This is a genomic window from Curtobacterium sp. MCBD17_013, assembly GCF_003234565.1.
In the GTDB taxonomy this organism is placed as follows: Bacteria; Actinomycetota; Actinomycetes; order Actinomycetales; family Microbacteriaceae; genus Curtobacterium.
The window spans coordinates 16,899-43,898 of record NZ_QKTU01000005.1; the positions used below are offsets into that span (position 1 = coordinate 16,899).

The 27,000-nt window shown below is 72.2% G+C and carries 30 protein-coding genes and 1 tRNA gene; 14 read left to right on the plus strand and 17 right to left on the minus strand.

The window, feature by feature from the left end; all coding sequences use genetic code 11:
* The first annotated feature begins 152 nt into the window (after positions 1–152).
* Positions 153–1,190 carry a mechanosensitive ion channel family protein gene (locus tag DEI81_RS07445; protein ID WP_111009932.1) on the plus strand — a complete coding sequence of 346 codons (1,038 nt, stop codon included), beginning with the start codon at positions 153–155 and terminating at the stop codon, positions 1,188–1,190.
* Complete coding sequence (locus tag DEI81_RS07450) at positions 1,187–1,702, plus strand: globin (RefSeq protein WP_111009933.1); 516 nt, start codon at positions 1,187–1,189, stop codon at positions 1,700–1,702. Before DEI81_RS07445 ends, DEI81_RS07450 begins: the two co-directional genes overlap by 4 nt.
* On the opposite strand, the gene DEI81_RS07455 is transcribed toward DEI81_RS07450, so the two are convergent.
* Complete coding sequence (locus tag DEI81_RS07455) at positions 1,671–2,375, minus strand: hypothetical protein (protein ID WP_111009935.1); 705 nt, start codon at positions 2,373–2,375, stop codon at positions 1,671–1,673. The genes DEI81_RS07450 and DEI81_RS07455 overlap by 32 nt on opposite strands.
* 76 nt (positions 2,376–2,451) lie before the next feature.
* On the opposite strand from DEI81_RS07455, the gene DEI81_RS07460 reads away from it, so the two are divergent.
* Positions 2,452–3,339 carry an acyl-CoA thioesterase II gene (locus DEI81_RS07460; protein WP_181435066.1) on the plus strand — a complete coding sequence of 296 codons (888 nt, stop codon included), beginning with the start codon at positions 2,452–2,454 and terminating at the stop codon, positions 3,337–3,339.
* Between the two features lie 101 nt (positions 3,340–3,440).
* The gene (locus DEI81_RS07465) at positions 3,441–4,181 is read left to right on the plus strand and encodes an SDR family oxidoreductase (protein ID WP_111009937.1); all 741 of its coding nucleotides are present in this window, start codon (positions 3,441–3,443) and stop codon (positions 4,179–4,181) included.
* A gap of 62 nt (positions 4,182–4,243) precedes the next feature.
* Here the strand turns inward: DEI81_RS07465 and DEI81_RS07470 are convergent, their stop codons facing one another.
* The 6 genes from DEI81_RS07470 to msrA form a co-directional block, all read right to left on the minus strand.
* On the minus strand, positions 4,244–4,711 hold the full coding sequence (locus tag DEI81_RS07470) for a thioesterase family protein (protein ID WP_258368554.1): 468 nt from the start codon (positions 4,709–4,711) through the stop codon (positions 4,244–4,246).
* Between the two features lie 17 nt (positions 4,712–4,728).
* The gene (gene ettA, locus DEI81_RS07475) at positions 4,729–6,414 is read right to left on the minus strand and encodes an energy-dependent translational throttle protein EttA (RefSeq protein WP_111009941.1); all 1,686 of its coding nucleotides are present in this window, start codon (positions 6,412–6,414) and stop codon (positions 4,729–4,731) included.
* A gap of 59 nt (positions 6,415–6,473) precedes the next feature.
* Complete coding sequence (locus DEI81_RS07480; RefSeq protein WP_146242799.1) at positions 6,474–6,965, minus strand: DUF6993 domain-containing protein; 492 nt, start codon at positions 6,963–6,965, stop codon at positions 6,474–6,476.
* A gap of 89 nt (positions 6,966–7,054) precedes the next feature.
* On the minus strand, positions 7,055–7,729 hold the full coding sequence (locus DEI81_RS07485) for a single-stranded DNA-binding protein (RefSeq protein ID WP_111009944.1): 675 nt from the start codon (positions 7,727–7,729) through the stop codon (positions 7,055–7,057).
* A 94-nt stretch (positions 7,730–7,823) separates the two neighbouring features.
* Entirely contained in the window at positions 7,824–8,051 is a 228-nt protein-coding gene (locus DEI81_RS07490) for a methyltransferase (protein ID WP_111009946.1), read from the minus strand.
* A 54-nt stretch (positions 8,052–8,105) separates the two neighbouring features.
* Complete coding sequence (msrA, locus tag DEI81_RS07495) at positions 8,106–8,633, minus strand: peptide-methionine (S)-S-oxide reductase MsrA (protein ID WP_111009948.1); 528 nt, start codon at positions 8,631–8,633, stop codon at positions 8,106–8,108.
* Between the two features lie 204 nt (positions 8,634–8,837).
* On the opposite strand from msrA, the gene DEI81_RS07500 reads away from it, so the two are divergent.
* Together DEI81_RS07500 and DEI81_RS07505 are read left to right on the plus strand one after the other, a co-directional pair.
* Complete coding sequence (locus DEI81_RS07500; RefSeq protein WP_111009950.1) at positions 8,838–9,101, plus strand: hypothetical protein; 264 nt, start codon at positions 8,838–8,840, stop codon at positions 9,099–9,101.
* Between the two features lie 85 nt (positions 9,102–9,186).
* Positions 9,187–10,500, plus strand: coding sequence for a hypothetical protein (locus DEI81_RS07505; RefSeq protein WP_111009952.1), 1,314 nt, complete (start codon positions 9,187–9,189; stop codon positions 10,498–10,500).
* A 67-nt stretch (positions 10,501–10,567) separates the two neighbouring features.
* On the opposite strand, the gene DEI81_RS07510 is transcribed toward DEI81_RS07505, so the two are convergent.
* From DEI81_RS07510 to DEI81_RS07520, 3 genes are all read right to left on the minus strand, one after another.
* A tRNA-Arg gene (locus DEI81_RS07510) sits at positions 10,568–10,639 on the minus strand.
* Positions 10,640–10,704: 65 nt separating this feature from the next.
* A complete protein-coding gene (locus DEI81_RS07515; protein ID WP_111009954.1) occupies positions 10,705–10,968 on the minus strand; it encodes a thioredoxin family protein in 264 nt (87 codons plus the stop codon).
* Between the two features lie 55 nt (positions 10,969–11,023).
* Complete coding sequence (locus tag DEI81_RS07520; RefSeq protein WP_111009955.1) at positions 11,024–11,314, minus strand: oligoribonuclease; 291 nt, start codon at positions 11,312–11,314, stop codon at positions 11,024–11,026.
* A 110-nt stretch (positions 11,315–11,424) separates the two neighbouring features.
* Between DEI81_RS07520 and DEI81_RS07525 the strand changes: the two genes are divergently transcribed.
* From DEI81_RS07525 to DEI81_RS07545, 5 genes are all read left to right on the plus strand, one after another.
* Positions 11,425–11,856, plus strand: coding sequence for a MarR family winged helix-turn-helix transcriptional regulator (locus DEI81_RS07525; RefSeq protein WP_111009956.1), 432 nt, complete (start codon positions 11,425–11,427; stop codon positions 11,854–11,856).
* A complete protein-coding gene (locus DEI81_RS07530) occupies positions 11,853–13,133 on the plus strand; it encodes an MFS transporter (protein WP_111009958.1) in 1,281 nt (426 codons plus the stop codon). The genes DEI81_RS07525 and DEI81_RS07530 overlap by 4 nt, the downstream gene beginning before the upstream one ends.
* Before the next feature lie 100 nt (positions 13,134–13,233).
* Positions 13,234–13,869: an oligoribonuclease gene (gene orn / locus DEI81_RS07535; RefSeq protein ID WP_111009960.1), complete on the plus strand. Its 636-nt coding sequence runs from the start codon at positions 13,234–13,236 to the stop codon at positions 13,867–13,869.
* 102 nt (positions 13,870–13,971) lie between these two features.
* Entirely contained in the window at positions 13,972–15,036 is a 1,065-nt protein-coding gene (locus tag DEI81_RS07540; RefSeq protein ID WP_111009962.1) for a beta-ketoacyl-ACP synthase 3, read from the plus strand.
* A 47-nt stretch (positions 15,037–15,083) separates the two neighbouring features.
* A complete protein-coding gene (locus tag DEI81_RS07545) occupies positions 15,084–15,887 on the plus strand; it encodes an enoyl-CoA hydratase/isomerase family protein (protein ID WP_111010202.1) in 804 nt (267 codons plus the stop codon).
* 6 nt (positions 15,888–15,893) lie between these two features.
* On the opposite strand, the gene DEI81_RS07550 is transcribed toward DEI81_RS07545, so the two are convergent.
* Positions 15,894–16,844 carry an SDR family oxidoreductase gene (locus DEI81_RS07550; RefSeq protein WP_111009964.1) on the minus strand — a complete coding sequence of 317 codons (951 nt, stop codon included), beginning with the start codon at positions 16,842–16,844 and terminating at the stop codon, positions 15,894–15,896.
* 104 nt (positions 16,845–16,948) lie between these two features.
* Complete coding sequence (locus DEI81_RS07555) at positions 16,949–17,932, minus strand: NADPH:quinone oxidoreductase family protein (protein WP_111009965.1); 984 nt, start codon at positions 17,930–17,932, stop codon at positions 16,949–16,951.
* Positions 17,933–18,060: 128 nt separating this feature from the next.
* Between DEI81_RS07555 and DEI81_RS07560 the strand changes: the two genes are divergently transcribed.
* Entirely contained in the window at positions 18,061–19,284 is a 1,224-nt protein-coding gene (locus tag DEI81_RS07560) for a beta-ketoacyl synthase (protein ID WP_111009967.1), read from the plus strand.
* An 18-nt stretch (positions 19,285–19,302) separates the two neighbouring features.
* On the opposite strand, the gene DEI81_RS07565 is transcribed toward DEI81_RS07560, so the two are convergent.
* Both DEI81_RS07565 and DEI81_RS07570 read right to left on the minus strand, forming a co-directional pair.
* Entirely contained in the window at positions 19,303–20,295 is a 993-nt protein-coding gene (locus tag DEI81_RS07565; protein ID WP_111009969.1) for an amidohydrolase family protein, read from the minus strand.
* Between the two features lie 47 nt (positions 20,296–20,342).
* Positions 20,343–20,813, minus strand: coding sequence for a MarR family winged helix-turn-helix transcriptional regulator (locus DEI81_RS07570; RefSeq protein WP_111009971.1), 471 nt, complete (start codon positions 20,811–20,813; stop codon positions 20,343–20,345).
* A 56-nt stretch (positions 20,814–20,869) separates the two neighbouring features.
* Here DEI81_RS07570 and DEI81_RS07575 point away from each other — a divergent pair, with 56 nt between their 5' ends.
* Positions 20,870–21,772 (plus strand): alpha/beta hydrolase, encoded by a 903-nt coding sequence (locus DEI81_RS07575; RefSeq protein ID WP_111010204.1) that lies wholly within the window; start codon positions 20,870–20,872, stop codon positions 21,770–21,772.
* Between the two features lie 99 nt (positions 21,773–21,871).
* Positions 21,872–22,954, plus strand: coding sequence for a spore photoproduct lyase family protein (locus tag DEI81_RS07580; RefSeq protein ID WP_111010206.1), 1,083 nt, complete (start codon positions 21,872–21,874; stop codon positions 22,952–22,954).
* A gap of 60 nt (positions 22,955–23,014) precedes the next feature.
* Here DEI81_RS07580 and DEI81_RS07585 read toward each other — a convergent pair whose 3' ends face one another.
* From DEI81_RS07585 to DEI81_RS07595, 3 genes are all read right to left on the minus strand, one after another.
* A complete protein-coding gene (locus DEI81_RS07585) occupies positions 23,015–24,055 on the minus strand; it encodes a dipeptidase (RefSeq protein ID WP_111009973.1) in 1,041 nt (346 codons plus the stop codon).
* A 114-nt stretch (positions 24,056–24,169) separates the two neighbouring features.
* Entirely contained in the window at positions 24,170–25,474 is a 1,305-nt protein-coding gene (locus DEI81_RS07590) for an FAD/NAD(P)-binding protein (protein ID WP_181435343.1), read from the minus strand.
* A 122-nt stretch (positions 25,475–25,596) separates the two neighbouring features.
* Positions 25,597–27,000 (minus strand): LLM class flavin-dependent oxidoreductase, encoded by a 1,404-nt coding sequence (locus DEI81_RS07595; protein ID WP_258368555.1) that lies wholly within the window; start codon positions 26,998–27,000, stop codon positions 25,597–25,599.

A 27,000-nucleotide genomic window follows, 5' to 3' on the forward strand; every position in this document is an offset into this window, starting at 1 on the left:
CTCCCTCGGGTACTCCGCCCGCTCCTGGGATCCTCTCCCGGGTGTCATCCTCGTGACAGGCCTCGGGACCCCTGAGAACACCGTGTGACCGCGCCTCGGCCGGGCGCAGCTGAACGTCCGGCCGAGGTCCATCCCCTACCATCGCTCGGACCATGCTCCTCGCCGCGACATCGACCCCATCCCCCACCGACGAAGCGAAGACCATCGTGACGAACGCCTTCACGCAGTTCGTCGACACCTGGCACACGGCGATCACGATCGTGATCGTCGTGGTCCTCGCTGTCGTCCTGCGACTGTTCCTGCGCCGGGTCATCCGGAACCTCGTCGACCGCATCGTCAACGGTGTGAAGCGTCGGCAGAACGTCGAGGACACGCAGGCCCTCATCGCGTCGCCCCTGCAGACCGCGCGTGTGATCCAGCGCACCCGGACGCTCGGCAGTGTGCTCGAGAACGTCGCGACCGTGGTGATCGCCGTCGTGGCGCTCGTCATCATCGCCAGCCAGTTCGGCGCGAACCTGCTGGGGCTCGTCGCGGGGGCGTCGGTGGTCGCCGCGGGCCTCGCCGTCGGGGCGCAGAGCATCGTCAAGGACCTGCTGTCCGGGATCTTCATGATCATCGAGGACCAAGCCGGCGTCGGTGACGTCGTCGACACGGGTCAGGCCACCGGCGTGGTCGAGAACGTCGGCCTGCGGGTCATGCAGGTCCGTGACGTCAACGGGATCCTCTGGTTCGTACCGAACGGGCAGATCCTCCGCGTCGGGAACATGTCGCAGGGATGGTCCCGTGTCCTCGTCGACGTCACCGTCCCGTACGAGACGGACATCGACGCCGTCGAGGACGCACTGCTCGGCGCGGCGGTGGCGATGGCGCAGGAGACCCGCTGGCGGCAGCGCATCGTCGAGAAGCCGGAGATCTGGGGCCTCCAGACGATCACCGACGGTGCGATGGTGTTCCGGCTCGTCATCAAGACGCGCGCTGCCGAACTCGACGCCGTCGGCCGGGAGCTCCGGGTCCGCCTCAAGAAGGCGGTCGACGACCTCGGCGTGACGCTGCCCGCCATGGCGATGATCATGCCCGCCGGATGGGAGAACGCCACCTCGATCAACGGCGCTCGCCCCCCGCGCACGCATCCGACGCCCGTCACCCGACCGTCCCGCAAGAAGGCCACGGCGCCCCGGGACCCGGCATGAGCGGCGACGGCACCGAGCGCCCCGCCCACGGCACCGAGCGCCCCGGCGTCGGCGTCGGGCCGCAGCCGATCACGCTCCGCGTCGGCTCGGGCGGCGTGACCCCGGGCGGCGAGCTCTTCCACCGGATCGGCGGCGCCCCGACGTTCGACCGGCTCGTCCGCGCCTTCTACGAGGGTGTCCAGAGCGACCCCGTCATCTGGCCGATGTACCCGGCCGAGGACCTGGAGGGCGCGATCTCGCGACTCTCCCTGTTCCTCCAGCAGTACTGGGGCGGACCGACGACCTACTCGGAGGAGCGCGGGCACCCGCGGCTGCGGATGCGGCACATGCCGTTCCGCGTGACCCCGGATGCGCGGGACCGCTGGTTGCGGCACATGCGCGCCGCCGTCGACGGTCTCGACCTCGCTCCGATGGACGAGGCGATGCTCTGGGCGTACCTCGAGCGCGCGGCGCACGCCATGGTGAACGCCGCGGGCGACGTCAGCGGGACAGGCTCCACGCCCGACGCTTGACGAGCACGTGGCCGCGGGTCGTCGTCAGGCGGCTCCACGGCCCCGTCTCGAACAGACGGACGGGTTCACCCTCGGCCAGGAACCCGAGGCTCTCGGCCGCGAACGCGGCTCCAGCGGGCAGGTGCTCCTCGCCGTTGACGGGCCTTCCCCAGACCTCGGCGCGGACGCGGCGCACGACAGCGTCGCCGGCGGCCGTCGGGACGGCTTCTGCCACCTCGGCCATGCCCTCGCGCGCGACCCGGCGGAGCGTGCGCGCATCGATGTCGAGCTGCGCGACCCAGCCACCGCGGGGCGGCGAGATCGCGGCCCAGGTCACAGTGTGGACCTCGAGCGGGAGCTCAGCCGTGACGGCGGTCGCCGCGGTCGGGTCCAGTCCGCGTTCCTCGGCGGAGCGGTGCTCCTCGACGAGCGCGTCGAGCCGGTGGACGAACGACGCGATCGGGACGACGGCGTCGAACTCGACCGGGTCGGCCAACGCGAACGTCCGGAGTCCGAGCACCGTCGGCACCTCGTCGAGCAACCCGACCGGGTACAGGATCGCCGTGTAGACGGCGAGGACGCCGCCACCGGCGATGAGCCGCACCGATCCGTCCTCCACCCGGGAGGCCCGCCCCAGGTAGGTGCGGAGGTCGCCGAGGGAGGTGGTGTCGGGAAGCGTGAACGACGGGCTCATCAACGGTCGAGGATAACGGACCGCGCCCGCGGACCGCTGGGGCACCCCGCTCGGGTGGCTCGTAGACTACGGGGCGATGAACGGCCCAGCGCACGGAGGCCCGACGACGGGCGAACCGGACTTCATGCCCACCCTCCGGCTCGTGGACACGGGTGCGAGCACCGGCGAGGACATCTTCACCGGGTCGAGCCACTGGTCACCCGGCGGCCGGGTGTTCGGCGGGCAGGTCCTCGCCCAGTGCGTCGTCGCGGCGCAGACCACGATCGACGGGCGGGCCATCCACTCGATGCACGGGTACTTCCTCCGCCCCGGTGCCATCGACGAGCCGATCACGTTCGCCGTCGAGCGGATCCACGACGGCCGCTCCTTCGCCACGCGTCGGGTCCAGGCGTACCAGCGGGGTGTGCCGATCTTCTCGATGATCGCCTCGTTCCAGACGCCCGACACCGGCGTGGAGCACCAGGACACGATGCCCCTGAACGTCCCCGACCCCGAGTCCCTCCCGTCGGCCGCCGAGCTCCTCGCCGGGATCGACCACCCCGTCGCCCGCCACTGGGCGAAACGGTCGATCGACGTCCGGCACCCCGGAGGGCCGGTGTTCATCGAGGTGACCGGTGAGCGCGTCGCCCACCAGGCCGTCTGGCTCCGGGTGGCCGGTCACCTGCCCGACGACCCCGCCCTCCACCGTGCCGTGCTCGGTTACGCGAGCGACCTGTCGATCCTCGAGCCGATCATGCGGCGGCACGGCCTGGCCTGGGGCACGCCGGGCGTCAAGAGCGCGAGCCTCGACCACGCGATGTGGTGGCACCGCGACGGCCGCGCTGATGACTGGGTGCTCTACACGCAGGAGTCACCGAGCGCGCAGAGCGGCCGTGGACTGGCGATCGGCCGGATGTTCGACCGTTCGGGCCGCCTGCTGACCACGGTCGCGCAGGAGGGCATGCTCCGCGTGCCCGGGGCCTGAGCGGGGGTCTGACGGTCCCAGGAAGACCCGACGACTCCCCCACGGCTCCGGGCGCGCCCACGATGCTCATGTCCCCGTCACCAGACAGAGAGCAGAGCACCATGGACATCAACGGACGCAGCGTCTTCATCGTCGGAGGGACCTCCGGCATCGGCCTCGGACTCGCCAGACGGTTCGCCGCGGCGGGCAGCACCGTCGTCGTCGGCGGGCGGAACGTCGACCGTGTCGACGACCTCGAGACCGTCGTCGTCGACGTCACCGATCTGGCCTCCGTCCTCCACGCACGCGACACCGTCCTGCGGGACCACCCGGACCTCGACGTCGTCGTCACGATGTCGGGCGTGATGCTCCTCGAGGACCTCCGCGATCCGGCCCACTTCGCGCAGACCGCGGTGACCGTCGACGTCAACCTCCTCGGGACGATCCGGGTCATCGACGCGTTCACGCCGCACCTCATCGCGCGTGGCGGCGGTGACCTCATCACGGTGACGTCGGGGATCGCGTTCCTCCCGTTCCCCCTCATGGCGAGCTACGCGGCGTCGAAGGCCGGGGTGCACGCGTACTCGGAGGCCCTCCGCGCGCAGCTCGCCGGCACCGGGGTCGCCGTCACCGAGCTCGTCCCGCCCGCGGTCGACACGGGTGACCAGGGCGCGGTCAACCCCGCGGCCCTGCCGCTGGAGGGGTTCCTGGACGAGGTGACCGACCTGCTCACCCAGGACCCGACGCCCCACGAGATCCTGGTGCAGGGCGTGCAGATGCACCGCTGGGCGGAGCGTGACGGCACGTACGCGGACCTCGTGGCACGACGGTCGGCAGCGCTCGCGAACCTGCCCGGGCGCTGACCGGCAGCCGAACCCGGCAAGCGGGTCGTGGGCGGCGGCACCGGCCGTCGCCCACGACGGTCCTACGGGCGCGAGAACGCCACGGGCTCCTCGCGGTACGCCTCGCACGCGGCACGCTCGACGTCGGTGAGGCGGCGCGGGCGGTTCGTCTCGGCGTCGACGAGCACGAGCGAGGTGGTCGCCCGGGTGAACACGACGAAGGGGTCAGTACCGGCGGGCGAGCAGACCTCGTACGAGACGTCGATGCTCGCCCCGCCGATCCGCCCGACCCACATCTGGATGTCGAGCGGCCGCCGGAGGTACGGGATCGACTGCAGGTACTCGAGTCGCTGTCCGGCGATCACCGTCAACGTCCCGGATCCGGGGCGACCGTCGATGATCGGCGGCGGCGTCTCGGACGTGCCCTCGAGTTCCTCGGGGTCCGGCGCCCAGAACGCGAGGATGCGTGCTTCCTCCAGGAGCCGGAGCATCGCCGAGTTGTTGACGTGCCCGTACGCGTCGATGTCACTCCACCGGATGCGGACGGGCACGCGCAGTCGTGCCACCGTCAGTCCCGCGTGAGCTTGCGGTACGTCGCCCGGCCGGGCTTGGCGGCATCGGCGCCGAGGCGCTGGATCTTGTTCTCCTCGTAGGCCTGGAAGTTGCCCTCGAACCAGTACCAGTTCGGCACGCCGTCCTCGTTCACGCCCTCCCACGCGAGGATGTGCGTCGCGATGCGGTCGAGGAACCACCGGTCGTGGGTGATGACCACGGCACAGCCCGGGAACTCGAGGAGGGCGTTCTCCAGGCTGCCGAGGGTCTCGACGTCGAGGTCGTTCGTCGGCTCGTCGAGGAGCAGGAGGTTGCCCCCCTGCTTGAGCGTCAGCGCGAGGTTCAGTCGGTTGCGCTCACCACCGGAGAGCACGCCGGCCTTCTTCTGCTGGTCCGGGCCCTTGAACCCGAACTGCGACACGTACGCGCGCGACGGGATCTCGGTCTTGCCCACCTGGATGAAGTCGAGGCCATCGGACACGACCTCCCACAGGTTCTTGTTCGGGTCGATGCCGCCGCGCGTCTGGTCGACGTACGAGATGTCGACGGTCTCGCCGATCTTGAGGTCGCCGGCGTCGAGGGGCTCGAGGCCGACGATCGTCTTGAACAGCGTCGTCTTGCCCACGCCGTTCGGGCCGATGACGCCGACGATGCCGTTGCGCGGCAGCGTGAACGACAGGTTGTCGATGATGATCCGCTCGCCGAACTGCTTGTGCAGCTTGGCCGCGTCGATGACCTGCGAGCCGAGGCGCGGCCCCACGGGGATCACGATCTCCTCGAAGTCGAGCTTGCGCGTCCGCTCGGCCTCGGCCGCCATCTCCTCGTAGCGGGCGAGGCGGGCCTTCGACTTCGCCTGGCGGCCCTTGGAGTTGCTCCGCACCCAGTCGAGCTCGTCCGACAGACGCTTGGCGAGCTTGGCGTCCTTCTTGCCCTGCACCTCGAGGCGCGCACGCTTCTTCTCGAGGTACGTCGAGTAGTTGCCCTCGTACGGGTAGAGCCGTCCGCGGTCGACCTCGGCGATCCACTCGGCGACGTGGTCGAGGAAGTACCGGTCGTGGGTCACGGCGAGGACGGCGCCGGGGTACTGCTGCAGGTGCTGCTCGAGCCACAGCACGCTCTCGGCGTCGAGGTGGTTCGTCGGCTCGTCGAGCAGGAGCAGGTCGGGCTTCTGCAGCAGGAGCTTGCAGAGGGCGACGCGGCGCTTCTCGCCACCGGAGAGGTGCGAGACGACCTCGTCCGCCGGCGGGCACTGGAGCGCCGCCATGGCCTGCTCGAGCTGCGAGTCGAGGTCCCACGCGTCGGCCGCGTCGATCTCTTCCTGCAGGGTGCCCATCTCGGCCAGGAGCGCGTCGAAGTCGGCGTCCGGCTCGGCCATCTGGGCGGAGATCTCGTTGAAGCGGTCGAGCTTGGCCTTGATCGGGCCGACGCCTTCCTGCACGTTCTCGAGGACCGTCTTGTCCTCGTCGAGCTCCGGCTCCTGCATGAGGATGCCGACCGTGAACCCCGGCGTGAGCTTGGCCTCGCCGTTCGACGGCTGGTCGAGGCCGGCCATGATCTTGAGGATCGTCGACTTGCCAGCGCCGTTCGGGCCGACGACGCCGATCTTGGCGCCGGGCAGGAACGACATCGTGACGTCGTCGAGGATCAGTTTCTCGCCGACCGACTTGCGGGCGCGGACCATTTGGTAGATGTACTCAGCCATGTCTCGTCCAGTCTACTGAGGGGTACGGAGGACAGCGGGGGCGGTGATCACCACCGGCGTCATTGGATGCTCTCGGTCTTGCCGATCAGGCACTTGCCCGTGCTGAGCACGGGAGCCGTCTCGCTCACGAACGCCGCGCCGCGGAACTGACCGATGAGGCAGGTGGACCCGACGAGCACCGACACCTGGATCGAGTCGGCGGCGCGACCGATCGAGGTCGTGTCCGGCGTGATCTGCATCGCCTTCTTCGGGAACCCCGCGTTCACGAGGGAGTTCACGATCGCCGCGTCGTCGGGGTGCGCGTTCGACGTGGTGAGCGTGTGCGCGGCGTCGTCGAACCGGCCCTTCGCCGCGATGGCGGCGGCGTCCATCGTCGCGGTCGGGACGGGGACGTCCGTCGGGGTCGAGATCGCCGTGGCCGTCGTGCTCGCGGAGACGCTGCTGCTCGGCGGTGCGGACACCGTGTCGTGGTCACCGCCGCCCGTGCAGGCGCTCACGCCGATCCCAGCGAGCATCGTGATCGCCAGGACCATCGGGAGCCTGCCTCGCATGGACGCGTCCTTCCTGCGACGGCGGTCCCCCCGGCGGCGCCGCACCAGTGTACGGGCAGGACCCGGGCGGGCCGGGAGACCACTGCCCGTCACGCCGTGGCGTCCACCGCGAGGGCCGAGGGGTCGTGACGGTCCGGGCCAGGGGCCGGTGCGGCGTCGTCGTCGGGCACGACGCCGTCGGGGCCCACGCCCGCGAACTCCGGTGCCACGAACATCCCCGGTGTCGAGGCGAGACCGTCGCCATCCGGGCCGCCGTCGTCCAGGTTCCCGTCCATGGAGCCAGCGTCGTCGGCACCGGGCGTCGCCCCCAGCGCGCCGGCTGCGACCTCGACCGCGACGGCACCGGCCACCGCGCGTTCCTCGGCCGACGGCGCGTCACCCGGAGCCGCCATCTCGTCGGCCGTCTGCCGCGGCGTGCGGCGCCACTGACCGCGCCCGTAGGCCAGGTCGTGCCCGATTGCGTCGGCGTCGATCTCGACCGCGAGCCCCGACCGGTCCTGGCGCTCCCACGTCCGGACCCGCAACCGCCCCGCGACGAGCACCCGGTCCCCCTTGACGACGGAACCGGTGCAGTTCGACGCCAGGCTGCGGAACGCGGTGACCGTGAACCAGTTCGTGTCGCCGTTCACCCAGGCGGAGTTGGCGCGGTCCCACCGCCGCGACGGCGACGCCAGTCGGAAGCTCGTGATGGCCAGGCCGGTCCCCGTGACGAGGTGCCGTGGTTCGGTCGCGACGATGCCGCGGATGGTGATCGTGTCGTTCATGCCCCGATCGTCGGGCCTGGCCCAACGCGGCGAGGCGCTGTCGACCACACCGGTGGACAACCGCCTCGACGGGTCCCTTGGGGACGACGTCCGGTCAGTGGGCGCGGAACTCGGGCCGCTCGGCCAATGGCCCGAGCGCCGCGTGCACGGCACGCTTCGCCGACTCGAGCGTCGGGTACGACGCGTGTCGATCCTCCCGGCCGTAGAGCGCGACGCGGAACCCGGCTTCGGTGCGGTGGATGCTGCCCACCGCACCGGCCGGTCCGATAGCGACCCAGGTGTCCGTCGTGCGTGTGGTGACACGCTCGTCCGTCGTCGTCATCGTCGACCACCTCCTCGTGGTCCCGCGCCGTCCGACGACCGGATCGGTGTCCGGCTACGACGCCAGGATGTACTGAGCGTACGCCCGGCGCACCTTGTTCACCTTGGGCACCGCGACGGCCATGCAGTAGCCCTGACCCGGGTTCTTCGCGAAGAAGTCCTGGTGGTACTCCTCGGCCCGGTAGAACTCCGTGAGCGGCTCGATCGTCGTGACGATGGTGCCGTCCCAGATGTCAGCCGCACGCTCGATCGCGCGCTCGAACAGGGCACGCTGCTCGTCGTCGGCCGGGAACATCGCCGACCGGTACTGGGTGCCGACGTCGGCGCCCTGACGGTTGAGCTGGCGCGGGTCGTGCAGCGTGAAGAAGACGTCGAGGATGACGTCGGCGGGGATCACGGTCTCGTCGAAGGTGACGGCGACCGCTTCGGCGTGCCCGGTCCGGCCGGTGCACACGAGCTCGTACGAGGGGTCGGCGACCGTCCCGCCGACGTAACCGGACACGACGTCCTGCACGCCCTGGAGCGTGCGGTACACCGCGTCGAGACACCAGAAACAACCACCTGCGAGCACGAACGTCGTCATGGGGGCAACCTACCTTCCGCGGCCGGGCGACTCCCGGCTGGGTGGTCAACGACGACGGGCCCCTCGCCATTCCCCGGCCCGCCCTCCACACGGGAGGCACGGCGCCCGTCGTCCACACCGGTCGCGGTCGCGCGCTGCGCTGTCGGCGGGTGCTCCTAGCGTCGTCGTCGAGCCGGGAACCGCCTGGCGGACGAGGAGGCGACATTGGAGACGACAGCAGCTCCCTGGCGGATCGGGACGCCACGGCCGGTCGCGCGTTCCCGTGGCGGCCTCCGCGTCCTCGACGTGCGTGAGGACCTGAGCCGGGTGACCCGCGCGAACGGCGAGATCGTCGGGTACGTGGACCGCGTCGAGGTCGCGGGCGCTCCGGCGTACCGAGCGCGCCGATACGTCCCCGCCGAGCGTCGCTTCGTGGCGCTCCCCACGGTGTGGGACCCGGACGACGCCGTCGACTGCCTGCGCTGGTGACACCGATCGGACCCTCCGCGGGGCGGTTCTCCGCAATGGCCTGTCGCACGCCGACGGCGCCGTGAGCCATGGATATGGTGCGCACATGCAATGGTGGAACAGCTTCATCGACTGGTCGGGTTCGGCCCATGGGTGGCGACTCATCTCGGGCGCGATCATCCCGTTCGTCGCGATCGTCGTCGCGGGGATCGTCGCGGCCCTCATCGGTCGCGGTGCCGCCAAGCGCGTCGTGGCGATGCAGGAGCGCGAAGCGAAGAACGCCGCCGTCGCCGGCGTCATCTCCGCCGCCCGCAAGGCCGCGACCTGGGGTGCGCTGGGCCACGACGAGCGTTCCTACGCGGATCACCTGGCCGAGGACGCCGACATCCGGCTGCGGCTCCTGCCCGTGGTCGGTGCACCCGTGGCGGCGAACTGGGCGCAGCACGAGATCGCCGACATCAAGAAGCACTCGTCGACCTTCAGCTTCCAGGCCGAACAGTCGCTGTCCGAGTTCCGTGACCGCATGCTCGAGTGGCAGGCGCGGCCGTCCAGGGCACGCAAGCTGTTCCGCGCGGACCTGGAGCGCTGGAAGTTCGAGAGCCCGGACCCCGACGCCGACCTCGTCAAGCGCCAGCAGGAGTGGAACGCGGACCAGACCGAGGCGGTACGGGCGGGATCCGGTGCCGAGCGCGGTGCCACGACGACGCCCCTCCGCGCCGGGCGCTCGGACGCGGCGAGCACGACCGCGACGGGCACGACCGCGACGGGCACGACCGCGGCGAGCGGGACCGCCGACGCCGCCGGTGGGGTGACGGTCGGTTCGGGGACCGCTCCGCGTCCGGCGCCGATCGCACCGGTGCTCCCCCGTGTGGATCGCAGCCCCCTGCCCGACCGCGCCGCATCGGCAGCTCGCGGCACACTGACCGACCGCAGTGCTTCGGCAGACAGCAGCGCCCCGGCGGACCGCGCCCCTTCGGCACGGCCGGTCGGGACGCCGGACCGCGAGGCGGGAGCCGATGGATCGGCAGCGGTGACGCCGTCCGGCGCGGCAGTGTCCGGTACCGGCGGGACCGAGGCGGACCGGCAGACGGCCGTGGTGCCGGCAGTGGCCGTCGCACGACCGTCGACGTCGGAGCGTCCGGCGACCCAGTCCCCGGCTGCGGCCCCGGCCCCGGCCCCGGCTCAGGTCGTCCCGGTGAGCGCGGACGAGTCCGGCGAGCACGGCCGACCGGCGGGCGAGCTGACGGACCCGAAGGTCGACGCGGCCGGGCCCGCGACCACGAACACGACGTCGATCCCGACCCGCATCGCGGACGCGCCGGTCGAGCCGGCCGATCCCGACGAAACAGACGAGGCGCCGTACGGTTCACCGGTCAGCGCGGCGGAACTCCGGCGCCGGGCCGACCAGGACGACGACTGATCGAGCGCCCGCTCAGACGGACCACATGGACGGCCGCTCCCTCGACGGGGGCGGCCGTTCGTCGTCGCGCCCCCGGCAGGATTCGAACCCGCGACAGGATGGGTAGAAACCATCTGCTCTTCCACTGAGCTACGGAGGCCTGCGAGCGATTGTACGGCGTGGCCGTGGACGGCGACGGGCGCGTGCCGGGACGGCGGGGACGCGTCAGGGCAGCGCGCGGGCGAGCGCCGTCAGCAGCTGGTCCGGTCGTGGGACCCCTGCGGCACGGAACACCTCGTCACCGTCCGCCCCGCTGATGACGATGGTCGGCGTGGAGCGGATGCCGAGCGCCTCGACCCGGTCCGGGTGCGCCGCGACGTCGAGCTCCCGCACCTCGAGCGCGGGGACGAGCCGCTGTGCCTCACCGACGACCCGTCGTGCCGCGGCGCAGGGGGCGCAGAACGCGGACGTGTACAGGTCGAGGTGCATGCCGGGCCGAACGCGATCCGGCCGGCCGCCATTCCCGGAGGCCGGCCGACGCGGGTCAGGGGCGGTCGAACTCGCCGGTGCGGTCGCCCCGGTTCTCGAGTGCGTCGACGGGGTCCGAGTGCTCGGCGTCCCAGCGGTAGTCGACGTGCACCTGGTCGACGACCTGCTTGGCGTTCTCGGCCTTGTAGGTGAACGCGGTCTCGAGTCCGTCGACGATCGCGAACGCCGTCACCTCGTCGTCCCACGTGTCGCTCGTCGCGGTGCGGGTGTCCGTCGTGCCGTTGAAGGGGCCGTCGTGGTAGATGGCGGTGTACTCGTCGCCCTCGTGGATGGTGATGTCGCTCATTCGTCCCTTCTACCAGTCGGGGCATCGAGCGGCCCGCGCATCGGGCACCACGAGGACGGTCGGGAGGACGGCTCTTGTCCGGTACATAGCTCGGCTATACAATTGTCGGCATGGACGATCGCGAGGCCACCATCGAGACGCTCCTCGTGTCCGTGAATCGACTGATCCGTCGCGCCGCCCGCGCCAGCGGCAACACGACCTCGTCGGCCGTGTGGCGGACCCTCGGCATCCTCGACAGCGACGGCACGATGCGCCTCGGCGAGCTCGCCGCGGTCAGCCGGGTCAGCCAGCCGACGATGACCAAGCTCGTCGCGGGCATGGTCACGGACGGCCTCGCGAGCCGGACCACCGACCCGGAGGACTCCCGGGCCGGCCTCATCACGATCACCGACGCCGGCCACCAGGCCATCCGGGACTGGCGCGCCACCCTCGCGCGCGAGGTCGGTCCGCTCTTCGCGGACCTCGACCCCGACGAGTGGGACACCCTGCACCGAGCAGCGACCCTCGTCACGGCGAGGGTCAGGACGGAGACACCCGCGTGACGGACCACGCAGCACCGACCGCCACCGGCCACGGCCCCACCGGCCACGGCAGCAGCAGCAGCAGCAGCAGCATCCTCAAGCAGTCCTCGGCGGTCTGGGCGATCGCCTTCGCCTGCGTCGTGGCGTTCATGGGCATCGGGCTCGTGGACCCGATCCTCCCGGCGATCGCGCAGTCCCTCAAGGCCACGCCGACGCAGACCGAGCTCCTGTTCACGAGTTACCTCGCAGTGACGGGCGTCGCGATGTTCTTCACGAGCTGGGTCTCGAGCCGGATCGGCGCGAAAAAGACGCTCATGATCGGGCTCGCGCTCATCGTGCTGTTCTCGGTGCTCGCCGCCACGTCGGGCAGCGTCTGGCACATCATCGACTTCCGCGCCGGGTGGGGGCTCGGCAACGCGCTCTTCATCTCGACCGCGCTCGCCACGATCGTCGGTGCGGCGTCGGGCGGGACGGCCTCGGCGATCATCCTGTACGAGGCGGCGCTCGGGCTCGGCATCGCGATCGGTCCGCTGGTCGGCGGGCTCCTCGGGTCGATCAGCTGGCGCGGGCCGTTCTTCGGCGTGACGACGCTCATGGCGATCGCGTTCGTGGCGATCCTCGTGTTCCTCCGGGGCAACGGGGTGGAGAAGCCGTCGCCCACCCCGCTGTCCGCCCCGTTCCGCGCGCTCGGCCGTCCGGCGCTGGCCGCCCTCGCCGCGACCGCGCTGTTCTACAACATCGGCTTCTTCGTGCTCCTCGCCTACACGCCGTACCCGCTCGGCTTCGACGCGCTCGGCATCGGGTTCACCTTCTTCGGTTGGGGTGTCGGCCTCGCGGTCACCTCGGTGTGGGTCGCGCCGATGCTGACGGCCCGGCTCCGGCGCACGTCGGTGCTCCGGCTCGCGCTGCCGCTGCTGGCGCTCGACCTGTTCGCGGCGGCGGTCGTGGTGCACAGCCAGGTCGGCCTGGTGATCTGCGTGGTGATCGGCGGTCTCGTGCTCGGCGTGCTCAACACCGTCCTCACCGAGAGCGTCATGGAGGCCACGGACCTGCCCCGTGCCGTTGCGTCGAGCGCCTACTCGGCCGTCCGGTTCATCGGCGGCGCGGTGGCCCCGCCGGTCGCGACGCTGCTCGCGGACGCGATCGCCCCGAGTGCCGCGTACGTCTTCGCCGGCGCGTCCGTCACGGTCGCCTTCGTCGTGACGCTCGTCGCGGCGCGCGCACTCCGCCGCGTCGACGACGGACCCGAGCCCCAGCGCATCGAGGCGGAGGCCGTCAGCGCCGGCGAGGTGAGCTGACCACCGGACGTCCGCCGCGCGCCTCCCGACCGCACGCGACCGGTCGGGAGGCCCGACCCCACCCCCAGGACCGTCACCGGACCGGCATAGGATCGAGCACATGTCCACGTCACACGACCGCCTCGTCTGGATCGACTGCGAGATGACGGGGCTCGACCTCGACGCCGACGAACTCGTCGAGGTCGCGGTCGTCGTCACGGACTTCGACCTCGAGCCGGTCCACCCGGGCTTCGACATCGTCATCAAGCCGAACCAGTCGGCACTCGACAACATGAACGACTTCGTGCGGAACATGCACACGACCTCGGGCCTCATCGACGAGATCCCGAACGGCGTGAGCCTGGCCGACGCGGAGTACCAGGTGCTCGAGTACATCCTGCGGCACGTCCCCGCCGAGGGCTCGGCACCGCTGGCGGGCAACACGATCGGCACCGACCGGTCGTTCCTCGCGCGGTACATGCCCCGGGTCGACAACCACCTGCACTACCGCAGCGTCGACGTGTCGAGCATCAAGGAACTCTGCCGCCGCTGGTTCCCGCGCGTGTACTTCAACGCACCGGAGAAGCACGGCGGCCACCGCGCCCTCGCCGACATCCTCGAGTCGATCCGGGAGCTCGAGTACTACCGGCGCGCGGGGTTCGTCGCCGAGCCGGGGCCGGCCACCGAGGACGTGCGCGGGATCGCGGAGCAGGTCGTCGACAAGTGGGAGTCCCGGCTGGCCGCACCGCAGGCCTGACCGGCAGCGCGGCGCCGGACTGTCCGCTCGACGCGGACGCCCCGGACTGGGGTCACCAAACCCCGAGCCGGGCCGCCTCGAACACATAGCGTGTCCAGCACCATGCGCAGCGCGACCACCACCACGGCCTCCCGCATCATCAGCGTCGGGGGCGTCCGCGGGGACCTCGTCGTCCCGAACGACGACCTCGTCGGTTCCATCGACTCGTCCGACGAGTGGATCCGCCGCCGCACGGGGATCGTCACGCGTCGACACGCGCGCAAGGAGGTCCTGGTCGAGGACCTCGCCGAGCAGGCCGGGCGCAGTGCGATCGATGCCGCCGGGATCGACCCCGAGCAGGTCGACGTCGTCATCGTCGCGAGCATCTCGTGGATGCAGACCACGCCCGCGATGGCGCCCCTCGTGGCGCATCGGCTCGGCACCGGACCCGGCACCGCCGCGTTCGACGCCAACGCCGCCTGTGCGGGCTACTGCTACGGGATCGGCCAAGCGGATGCGATGATCCGCTCGGGGCTCGCCCGGCACGTCCTGGTGATCGGTGCCGAGAAGATCTCCGACTTCATCGAACCGACCGACCGCACGATGTCGTTCATCATGGGTGACGGCTCGGGTGCCGCACTCGTCGGACCGAGCGACACCCCCGGCATCGGCCCGACCGTGTGGGGGTCGGACGGCCGCCTCAACGGCGCGATCGGGCTGACGCACTCGTGGCTCGACTTCAAGTACGCCGCCGACGACGAGCGCGTGCCGTGGCCGACCGCGCGCCAGGACGGGCCGAGCGTGTACCGGTGGACGCAGACGGCGCTGCCGGAGCTCGCGCTCAAGGCGATCGCGGACGCGGGCCTGACCCCGAAGGACATCGAGGTCTTCGTGCCACACCAGGCGAACCTCCGGATCGTCGAGGGACTGCACGACCGGCTCGGACTCGCCGACGACGTCATCGTCGCGCGCGATATCGTCGACACGGGCAACACGTCGTCCGCGTCGGTGCCGCTCGCGACCGAGCGGCTGCTGCGCGAGGGACTCGCGCAGCCGGGCCAGATCGCCCTGCAGTTCGGGTTCGGCGCCGGGCTGGCGTACGCCGCGCAGGTCGTGCGGCTGCCCGAGCACGTGGGCGTCGCCGGACCCGGCGCGCCCGTCCCGGTCGCGGAACCGGTCGCCGTGTGAGTCCCTGGACGTCGGCGGGCGCCGCGCCCGCCGAACCGAGGAGCACCGTGACCCCCGACCAGCCCACCGTCGTCGTGACCCGCCCCGCGCCGGGCGTCGTCCTGGCGACGCTGTCCCGCCCGGAGCGGCTCAACGCGATCACGGTCGGGATGTTCGCCGAGCTCGAGGAGCTCGCCGCGTCGCTCGCCCGCGACGAGCACGTCCGCGTGCTCGTGCTCACGGGCGCCGGCCGGGGGTTCTCGTCCGGCTACGACCTCGACGAGGCGAAGGAGCTCCCGCAGCTCACCGCCATGGGGATGCTCGCCCGCCAGGAGGCCGCGGCGCGCGCGCTCGTCGGCCTCCGGTCCCTGCCGATCCCCGTCGTCGCGGCGGTGAACGGTCCGGCCGCCGGTGGCGGGTTCTCGCTGGCCCTCGCGGCGGACATCCGACTCGCCTCCCCCACGGCCACCTTCGTCGCGTCGTTCGTCCGGATCGGCCTGTCCGCCGGTGATCTCGGGTTGTCCTGGCTCCTCCCACGCGTGATCGGGTCGGGCCGCGCCGCCGAGATCACGTTGACCGGTCGCGCGGTCGACGCCGCCGAGGCGGAGCGGATCGGACTCGTGTCCCGCGTCGTCCCGGCGGAGTCCCTGCTCGAGGAGGCGCTGGCCACCGCGGCCGCGATCGTGGGGAACTCGCCGTCGGGCGTCCGGTTCTCGAAGCGAGCGCTGCAGCACAACCTCGAGATCGGGTCGTACGCCGCGGCGGTCGAGTACGAGAGCCGAGGACAGGCGCTGCTGTCCCGGACCGCGGACATGGCCGAGGCGCTCGACGCCTTCCTGAACCGACGCCCGCCCGAGTTCACCGGGCAGTGACCGCCCCTACCGCTGGTCGGCCCCGGCCCCGGCGCCCTCCGCCTGCTGCGCCTTCGTCGCGGCCGCAGCGGCCTTGCCCCGAGCGCGGATCGCGGCCCAGTCGTCCGCGGTGAGGTGGGTGAGGTCCGAGAACGTCGACGGTCCGGCCAGCCGCTGCCCGCCGTCCATCGCGATCGTCTCGCCGGTCAGGTAGTCACACGCGTCGGACAGCAGGAACATGACGAGGTTCGCGACCTCGTCGGGGCGCCCGAACCGGCCCGCGGGGACGCCACGCACGTCGGTGGCCCCGATGACGGAACTGTCCCCGGGGTCGAGGACGTCCCAGGCGAACTCCGTCGGCACCGGACCGGGCGCCACGGCGTTCAACCGGATCCCGTAGTGCGCCCACTCGACGGCGAGCGACATCGTCATCGCGTTCACGGCGGCCTTCGACATCGCCGACGGCACGACGTAGGCCGAACCGGTCTCGACCCACGTGGTCAGGAGGGACACGACGGCGCCGGGGAGGCCCTCGCGGATCCATCGGCGACCGACGGCGTGCGTGACGTGGAACGAGCCGTTGATCACCGTCGAGGTCACCGCGGCGAACGCGCGTGCGGACAGCGACTCGGTCGGGGCGATGAAGTTCGCGGCGGCGCCGTTGACGAGCCCGGTGAGGGGACGACCCCCGGCGTGCATCCGGTCGACCGCGGCGTCGACGGCCTCCGCGTCCCGCACGTCGACCGAGTCGACGACGATCCGTGACGGGTCACCGAGCATCGCGATCTCGCTCGCGGCGGCGTCGAGCACGGCACGGCGGCGGCCCCAGAGCACGACCTCGGCCCCGTGGGCGACGAGGGCGCCGGCGATCGCCTTGCCCAGGCCGGACCCGCCGCCGGTGACGAGGATCCGATCGCCCTCGAGGAGGGTCGGCGAGTAGGGATCGCGCCGCTCACCGTCCGCCGGTACACGTGCCAAGGTCCACCACCATTCCGGTCCACCTGGCAGCCGGTGTCGTTCGGGTCGACACCGTGTCACTGCCGTTCAGCACGCTACCAGGAGGGCGGTCCCCGCCCGTCCGGTCACGGGCCGGTGACGACCACCTTGCCGAGGGCGTCGCGGGACTCGATGAGGCGCATCGCGTCGGCGGCCTCGACGAACGGGAACACACGCCCGACGACGGGGTGGATCCGTCCCGCCGCCATGAGGTCCTGCACGGCATCGCGGACCATGCGCAGCGTGCCGGGGTACTCGGCGTCCATGGTGTCCATCGAGATCCCCGTGACGGACAGGTTCCGCAGGAGCAGCCGGTTCACCCGGACCTCGGGGATCGAACCGCCGGCGAACCCGATGACGACGAGCATCCCGCCCGTGCGGAGCGCCCGCAGCGAGTCGGTGAAGCGGTCGCCGCCGACGGGGTCGAGCACGGCATCGACCCCGTGGCCGTCGGTCAGGCGCAGGACGTCGTCCTTCCAGGGGCCGTCCGACCGGATGACCTCGTCGGCACCCGCCCGGCGCGCGAGCTCCGCCTTGTCGTCCGACGAGACGACCGCGATCGCGCGGACGCCGAAGGCGTCGGCGAGGTCGAGCAGGGCCGTCCCGACGCCGCCGGCCGCACCGTGGACGAGCACCGTGCCTCCCGGACGGACGCCCGACCGGTGCAGCGCGAACCAGGCGGTCGAGTAGTTGAGGTACACCGCCGCCCCCTGAACGAACGACATGTCGTCGGGGAGTTTCGCCGTGTAGTCCAACGCGACGACCGCCCGCTCGGCCATGCCGCCCCAGAACACGATGCTGCCGACGCGGTCGCCCACCGCGAAGCCACTCGCCGGGTCCGCCTCGACCACGACACCCGCGATCTCGCTGCCGAGCACGTAGGGGGTGGGCGTGCCGTACTGGTAGCGGCCCCGGCTCTGCAGGACGTCGATGACGCTCAGGCCCACCGCACGGACCTCGACGACGACCCGGACGCCGCCCGCACGGTGGTGGTGGTGTCCGGGTTCCGGGACGTCTCGGACGACCGCCGCGTCGGGACCGTCCAGCCGCTCGATGACGATCGCCTGCACCCGTCGAGCCTAGCCGCGGCTCCGAACACGGCGGGACCGCTCGTTGGAGGATCACCACCGTCCGGTCGCCGAACCGTGGTGGGACCTCCACCGATTCGACCCCCGGACCCACTGCGAGGATGGACCGCATGACCAGCACCCGCGTCGCCGTCACCGGCCTCGGCGCCGTCTCCCCCGTCGGCGCCGACGCCCCGAGCACCTGGGCGGCGTTCCTCGCCGGTCGCTCCGGTGTCGCCCTGATCGAGGACGACTGGGCGGCGGACCTGCCGGTCCGCACCGGTGCGCGCGTCGACGCGGACCTCGGCGCGCACCTGACGGTGCGCGAGACGAAGCGCATGGACCGCGCGGAGCAGATCGCCATGGTCGCCGGCCGGGAGGCGTGGGCCCACGCCGGGTACGACGGCCCCCTCCCCGACGACGACCGGGACCGCGCCGCCGTGGTCGTGGGCACCGCGATCGGCGGCCTGCACTCGACCATCGAGCAGCAGCACGCGCTCGAGCGATCGGGATCCCGGAAGGTGCTCCCCCACACCGTCACGATGATGATGGCGAACGGCGCCGCGGCCTGGCTCTCGATGGCGATCGGCGCCCGCGGCGGGGCCAGTGCGCCCGTGTCCGCGTGCGCGTCGAGCACCGAGGCCCTCGGGCAGGCGCGGATGCTCATCGCGTCCGGCGCGGCCGACGTCGTGCTCGCCGGCGGTACCGAGGCCTGCGTCGAGGGCCTCACGCTCGCGGCGCTCGCCCAGACTCGCGCGTTGTCGCGGCGGCAGGACGACCCGAGCCGTGCCTCCCGGCCGTTCGCGGCCGACCGCGACGGCTTCGTGCTCGGCGAGGGGGCGGCGATGCTCGTGCTCGAGTCCGAGGACCACGCCCGCGCACGCGGCGCCCGGGTGCTCGCGTGGCTCGACGGGTCGGCCGTGACGAGCGACGCCCACGACATCGTCCAGGCCGACCCGGACAACCAGGCGCGCACCATGACGCTCGCCCTGCGGGTGGCGGGTGTCCCCGGGTCCGAGATCGGGTTCGTGCACGCCCACGCGACCTCGACGCCGCTCGGGGACCTCAACGAGTCACGCGCGATCCTGTCGTCCGTCGGGGCGCACCCCGTCGTGACGTCGACGAAGTCCATGACGGGGCACCTGCTCGGGGCGTCCGGCGCGCTCGGGGCGGTGGCCGTGGTCGAGGCCCTGCGGACCGGGACGGTCCCGCCGACGACGAACGTCGACGCCGTGGACCCCGAGGTCGAGGTCGACGTGGCGACGACACCGCGGACGGTCGACACCGGGGTCGCCCTGCTCAACTCGTTCGGCTTCGGCGGCCACAACGCGTCGCTCGTGTTCGCGCGGGCGTAGGGCGGGCCTCCCGCGGAGCTACCGCGCCACGTCGTCGCCGAGCCCGAACACGCGCCGTGCGTTGCCGCTCGTGAACGCCTCGCGGTCGGCGTCCGAGTCGAACTCGGCGAGGAACCGCTCGACATCCGCGCGCGTCGGCCGCTGGAACGGGTAGTCGGTCGAGAACACGAGGCGGTCGACCGACGTGACGGTCAGGGCGTGCCGGAGGAGCGCGGGGTTGAACATGCCCGACGTCGTCACGACCACGTTCGACCGCAGGTACTCGACCACCGGGCGGTCGAGCCCAGCGGTGCGCGCGAGGCTCTGGATGCGGTCGACCCAGAACAGCAGGAGTTCGCCCCAGTGCCCCAGGACGATCTGGAGGTCCGGGTGCCGGTCGAACGTGCCCCGGGCGATCAGACGGAGCGCCGCCACCGCGGCCTCGAGGTGCCAGCCCCACCCGAAGGTCGACAGCGCGAGGTCGGTCATCGGGTCGAAGCCGGAGTAGGAGGCCTCGCGCACGGCCCGCGGCGGGATCTGCGGGTGGATGAACACCGGGAGGCCCCGGGCGGCCGCCACGGCGAACAGGTCGTCGTACCGTGGGTCGTCGAGGGGGACGTCGCCCGTGCGGCCGTAGACCATCGCCCCGACGAACCCGAGGTCGGCGGCTCGCTCGAGCTCGGCGACGACCGCGCTCGGCTCCGCCATCGGCAACGTCGCCATCGCACGGAAGCGGTCGGGACGGCGTGCGACCGCGGCGGCCGCGGCCTCGTTGAGGTCGCGGCTCGTCGCCACCGCGTCGGCGGGGTCGAGTGGTCCGGTCGCGGGCGGGGCCACGGACAGGACCTGCAGGTCGACCCCCTGCTCGTCCATGACGGCGAGGCGCGCGGCGTCGAGGTCCTCGAGCAGGGCGAGGGTGTCCCCGTGCTCGTTGAGGACGAGGCTGTCGTCCCGACGGTCCCCGGGGAGCCGTTCGAGGGCCTGGCGGAGGTCGGGGGTCGTCCAGTGTTCTTCGATGGCGATGACGGTCACGCTCCGGAGCCTGCCACGTGGGCGCGCCGCGGGTTCGTCGCGCGCCCCTAGCCCACGGGGACGCCGATGCGGTCCGCCTCGAGCGACCGCCGGAGCGCGGCGAGCGCCGCGCCCGTCGCGGCGACCTGGTCGTCGTCGAGCACCGGTGCGAGGAGGGACTCGAGCAGCGCGTCGAAGGTGCGCTCCGCCTCGGCGACCAGCTCCGCCCCGCGCCCGGTGAGCCGGAGGAGCGAGGACCGGCCGTCCACCGGGTTGGGGACGCGCGTGACCCAGCCCCGGCCCTCCAGGCGGTCGACCCCCTTGCTGATCGCGCCGATCCCGGCGGCGACGGTGCGGGCGACGTCACCGACCCGTGCATCGGGGTGCGCGCGGAGGTACCGGAGCATCTCGAACTGGGACGCGACGATGCCGTGGTCGGTGCGGAGCCGGTCGGTGAGGGCGTTGTAGACGCGGGTCTCGCACCGCACGAGGTCGTCGAAGAGCGCCGCGCGGCGGGCGGTTGCCGATGTACTTGCCATGGCATACAGTCTACGATGCATGCCGCGGCATGCAGTTTCCGAACGAGGAGGACGACATGACGAGAGCAGCACGACGGGCCCTGGACACGGCACTGCGGGCGATGGCGCACGAGGACGAGCCGGGATCGATCGAGGAGATGCGCGCCGACTTCGCGGCGCTGATGGCCCGGTTCCCGGTTCCCGGCGGCGTCCGGCGCAGCGCGGTCGAACTCGGCGGCCGCCCGGCGGTCCTCGTCGAACCCGAGGGTGAGGCCGGTCCGGGGACGATCCTGTACTTCCACGGCGGCTCCTGGCTGCTCGGCTCCCCCGACACGGCGATGGCCCTGACCACGGAGCTCGTCCTGCGGACCGGCGTCCGAGCGGTCTCGCTCGACTACCGGCTCGCGCCCGAGCACCCGTTCCCCGCCGCGATCGAGGACGGTGTCGCGGCCTTCCGCGACCTCGTCGACCAGGGCGAGGACCCCGCGACCATCGCCTTCGCGGGCGACTCCGCGGGCGGCGGCCTGAGCGTCACGACGAGCATCGCGGCGCGGGACGCCGGCCTGCCGACGCCCGCCGCGATCGTCGCGTTCTCGCCCGGACTCGACCACACCCGCACGGGTGCGTCGATGACCACGAAGGACGGCGTCGACCCGTTCCTCACCGCGGCCGGCATGCGCCGGACCGGAGCGCTCTACCTGGCGGGCCAGGACCCGTACCAGCCGCTGCTCGCCCCGGCGGTGGTCGGCGACCTGACGGGCCTGCCGCCGATGCTCCTGCAGGTCGGGACGAACGAGGTGCTCCTCGACGACGCCGTCCGCCTGGCCACCCGGGCCGTGGAGGCCGAGGTCGACGTGGTCCTCGACGTCACCGCCGACGTGCCGCACGTGTTCCAGACGTTCGTCGGGACGCTCGACGAGTCGGACCGGGCGCTCGACCGAGCCGCGCTCTTCCTGACGCAGCACCTCGCGCGGGGCTGACCGGCGGTCAGCGGCGGGGCACGACGACCGCGCGTGGTGCCCCCGCGCGTGCGGATCGGACCTCGCGTGGTGTCGGTGGTCGGGGCCACGATGGAGGCGATGACCGGCACCACGACGACCGCCCCGCGGCAGCTCCTCGACGTCCGACGCATCTACGCCGAGCCGGCCGCGCTCGCGATGCCGCGCGGGGCCGAGATCGTCGCCGAGTGGCCGGACGCCGAGGTCGTCGAGGTCCCGTCGCACTGGCAGATCCCGGAGGTCCACGGCGACGAGACCAACGTGCGCCGGTGGGTCCGGATCAAGACCGAGGCCCTCGTGCTCGGCGTCAAGAAGTCCCTGGTCACGCGACCGAACGGGCGCAGCGCCGACTTCATCGCCCCGTCGACGGCGAACGGGTGCACGATGGCGTGCGCGTACTGCTACGTCCCGCGGCGCAAGGGGTACAGCAACCCGATCACCACCTTCGTGAACATCGAGCAGATCCAACGGCACATCGCCCGCCATGTCGCCAAGCAGGGGCCGAAGGTCGAGCCGAACCAGTGCGACCCGGAGGCCTGGGTCTACGACATCGGCGAGAACTCGGACTGCTCGGCCGACGCCCTGGTGAGCGCGAACGTCCACGACCTCGTCGACCTGTTCCGCATGATGCCGACCGCCAAGGCGTCGTTCGCCACGAAGTACGTCAACCGCGACCTGTTGGACTGGGACCCGATGGGACGCACGCGGGTCCGGTTCTCGCTCATGCCGGCCGAGCTCGCCAAGCTCACGGACATCCGGACGTCACCCATGGCCGAGCGCATCGCGGCGATCGACGACTTCGTCGACGCCGGGTACGAGGTCCACCTCAACTTCTCGCCGGTGATCCTCACACCGACGTGGGAGCAGGACTGGCAGGCGCTGTTCGAGCACCTCGACGACGTCCTGTCCCCGCGGACGAAGGCGCAGCTGGCGTGCGAGGTCATCATGCTCACCCACAACGAGGGTCTGCACGGGGTGAACCTCGGTTGGCACCCCAAGGCCGAGGACGTCCTGTGGCGCCCCGAACTGCAGGAGACGAAGGTGTCCGAGAACGGCGCCGTGAACGTGCGGTACCGGCGGGAGCTGAAGCGGGCCGCGGTGGACCGGTTCACGACGCTGCTCGCCGCCACCATGCCGTACTGCCGCGTCCGCTACGCGTTCTGACGGGCCCGGCCCCGCGCCTCCCGTCCGTCCGTCCGTCGTCGGTTCGCGACGAACGCTGCGTCAGCCCCCGACGAACGCCGCGTCCGTCGCGCCGAGCACCCGGAGCACGTTGCCGCCCGCCAGCGCGCGGAGGTCGTCGTCCGACCAGCCGCGCCGCCGGAGCTCGTCGGCGAGCACCGGGTACCGCGAGACGTCGCGGAGGTCCGGGGGCAGGACGGGCGTGCCGTCGTAGTCGCCCCCGAGCCCGACGTGCTCGATGCCCGCGACCTGGCGTGCGTGGTCGACGTGGTCCGCGACGTCGGCCACGGTGACGATCGGGCCGTCGGCCGGGCGGCTCGCCGGGTCCGCGGCCTCCCACGCGGCCCAGGCCGCGGAGACGAACGCCGGCACGAACGTGATCATGACGACTCCGCCGTTGTCGGTGAGTCGGGCGAGCACGTCGTCCGGGACGTTCCGCGGGTGGTCGTTCACCGCGATCGTCGACGAGTGGCTGAACAGCACCGGGGCGGTGGCGACGTCGAGCGTGTCGCGCATGGTGTCGGGGCTCGTGTGCGAGAGGTCGACGAGCATGCCGATCCGTTCCATCTCGGCGACGACCTCGCGCCCGCGGTCGGTCAGGCCGCCGTGCGCGCGCTCCCCCGTCGCGGAGTCCGCCCAGGCCGTGTCCGCGGTGTGCGTCAGCGTCATGTACCGGACGCCGAGCCGCGCGAACGTCCGGAGCACGGCGAGGTCGTCGCCGATCGCGTGCCCGCCCTCGGCTCCGAGCAGGCTCGCGATGCGTCCGGCCGAGACGGCCGCGCGGACGTCGTCGGCCGTGCGCGCGAGCCGGAGGTCGTCCGGGTAGCGGGCGATGAGGCGGTGGACCAGGTCGATCTGCTGGAGCGTGGTGCGGACGGGGTCCGGCTCGTCGACGTCGACGTACACGGACCAGAACTGGCCGACGACACCGCCCGCACGGAGCTTCGGCAGGTCGGTGTGCAGCGTGAGCGCGGTGCCGTCGACGCCGTCGACGGACGAGCCGCGCCGCATCTGGCACTCCCACGGCAGGTCGTTGTGGCCGTCGATCACGGGGAACGGCAGGGTCGCGAGCGGGTCCGTCATGCTGCCGACGGTACTGGAGGCACGACGACCCTCCGCGAGATCGCGGTCGTCGCCGTTCTGGTGCCCTCCAGAACGGCAGTGACTGCGACCTCGCGGAGCGGTGAGCGGGCCCGCTCAGGCGGAGACGGCCGCGACCGTGTCGAGGGCCCGATCGGCGACGCGGTTCGCGATGATCCGGATCTCGCCGATCGCCGTCGTCTCCCACAGTGCCCCGCGCAGCGCGTGCCCGATCGCCAGGAGCCGTCCGTCCACGTCGCCGTGGTCATCGCGGACCGCGCCGGACCAGTCGGCGTCGAGTCCGAGTCCGAGGGGCTCGGGCCGGATCCTCCCGCGCTCGAGCAGCGCATCGACGACGGGACTCCAGCCGGGTGTCGTCACGGCGGTGGGGCCGGTGCAGAACACGACGGCGTCGAACCCGGACGGGTCGGCGTCGGCCACGAACCGGAGGACGCCGCCGTCGACGAGCCCCTGGAGCTCGGCGTGGACCGACGGCGCCATGCGGTGGCGGTGGACGTCCCACCGGCGCGCGAGGTGCTCGACGAACCGGCGGCGGTCGGCCTCGTCCATCCCCGTCCAGTGCTCCATGAGCCGAGGGCGCATGCCGTCGATGACCGCCTGCCACGGTGTGCCGGCGTCCTCGGCGGCACGGAGCTGTACGCCGAGCTCGTGGGCGAGCCCGCCGAGCGTCGACACGGTCGGGTCGAGGCCCGGTCCGGGTGCCACCGGACCCGGCAGGTGCTCCGCCGGGAGCAGGAGGTGGCGACTCGTCGCGGTCATGGTGATCCCGGCCTCCCGGCGGGCGAGCGACGTGGCGACGTCCACCATCGTCAGGCCCGTCCCGACGAGCAGGACCCTTGAGCCGTCGGGCACGCGGCCGAGCGCACCGGTCGCCCACGGGTCGTCGATCTGCACCGCCGCTCCCGTCGGCCACGTGGCAGGCGGCGGGTTCCCGAGCGCGAGGACGGCGACGTCGGCGTCGATCGTCGAACCGTCCGCGAGGGCCACGTGCGCGCCGTCGTCGCCGGTCGTGCAGCCCACCGCCTCGCCCTGCACGACGTGCACCGGGTGGTCCGGGTCGGCGACGAGGTGCTCCGCGACATCGACGAGGTAGTCACCGAACAGCCGGCGCTCGACGTAGTCCCCCGGCGCGACGTCGTACCCGTGGTCGGCGCACCACCGGACGAAGTGCGCAGCGTCGCCCGCGGAGACGCTCATCCCACCCGCGGGGCTGTTGAGCCGGTGGTGCGCCTCGGCGTGCCCGTACGCCAGCCCGCGACCGATCGGCGTCTCACGCGCGACGATCGTCACGTCCGGTGCGGGCAGGTCCCGCGCGGCTGCGCGCTCGCGGAGCGCGACCGCGACGTACACGGCGCTCGCCCCGCCTCCGATGACGACGACGGACGTCCCTGTACCGCTCACGAGTGCGCTCCTGTCCGGCACGCGCTGTCCGTCGGCGTGCTCAGCTCGACGCTAGCCGGTGCACCACGAGAGCCGGGTGGATGGACGCGGAGGGCGATCGTGGAGGCACAGGGCCGCCGCCGTCACACGGCTGCCGCGCGCGCCCCCACCCGGTGGGACGCACCACGGTGCTCGTCCGGCAGCCGGTCGCCCCGGCCGAACAGCTTGTCGCGCAACGACCCCGCTCCGGATGCCTCCGGATAGGCCCCGCGGGCCCGGAGCTCGGGCACGACGAACTCGACGACGTCCTCCCAGGTCCCGGGGGTCACCGCGTAGGCGAGGTTGAAGCCGTCGACGTCGGTCTCCCGCACGATCTCCTGGAGGCGGTCCGCGATCGTCGCGCCGCTGCCCACCTCGACGGGGCCGAGCCCGCCGATCGCGGTCCGTCGCGCGATGTCCCGGACGGTCCACGTCGAACCGTCCTCGCCGGTCGCGGCCGAGAGGTTCGCGGCCGCGGACTGGATCGCGTTCGACTCGATGTTGCCGAGCGGCTCGTCGAGGTCGTACTGCGCCAGGTCGACGCCCATCCACCCGGAGTTGAGCACGAGGGCGCCGACCTCGGACGCGTAGGACAGGTAGTCCGCGTACTTCGCCCGTGCGAGGTCGTCCGTGGCGTCGGTGATCACGGTCAGCAGGGTGTAGACGCGCGCGGCGTACCGGTCGCGACCCGCCGCCTCCAGCGCGTCCCGGATCTTGCCCACGGTGGCCGCGAGCTGCGGGATCGTCGGCGCGCCGACGAAGATCGCCTCGGCGTGCTCGGCCGCGAACCGGATCCCCCTGGGGGACGCACCGGCCTGGTAGATCACGGGCGATCGCTGCACCGACGGTTCGGACAGGTGGATGCCCGGCACGTCGAAGTGCCGGCCGTGGTGCTCGATCGGGTGCACCTTCGCGGGGTCGGTGAAGACGCCGGTCTCGACGTCGGCGACCACCGCGTCGTCCTCCCAGGAGCCCTCCCACAGCTTGTAGAGGACCTCGAGGTACTCGTCGGCGACGTCGTAGCGGTCGTCGTGCGCGAGCTGGTCCGTCTGTCCCATGTTCCGCGCCGCACTCGGCAGGTACCCGGTCACGACGTTCCAGCCGATCCGGCCCTTCGTCAGGTGGTCGAGCGTCGACATGCGTCGGGCGAACGGGTACGGGTGCTCGTAGGCCGTCCCCGCGGTGATGCCGAAGCCGAGGCGCTCGGTGACGGACGCCATCGCCGACACCAGGAGCATCGGGTCGTTCACGGGGACCTGCGACCCCGTCCGCAACGCGGCCTCGTTCGATCCGCCGTACACGTCGTACGTGCCGAGCACGTCGGCGATGAAGATCCCGTCGAAGTCCCCGGACTCGAGCAGCCGTGCCAGGTCGGTCCAGTAGGAGAGGTCGTTGTAGTGGCGGGAACGATCACGCGGGTGGCGCCACAGCCCGGAGGACTGGTGCGCGACGCAGTTCATGTCGAACGCGTTGAAGCGGATCCGTCGGACGTCCTGGGGTTCGGTCAC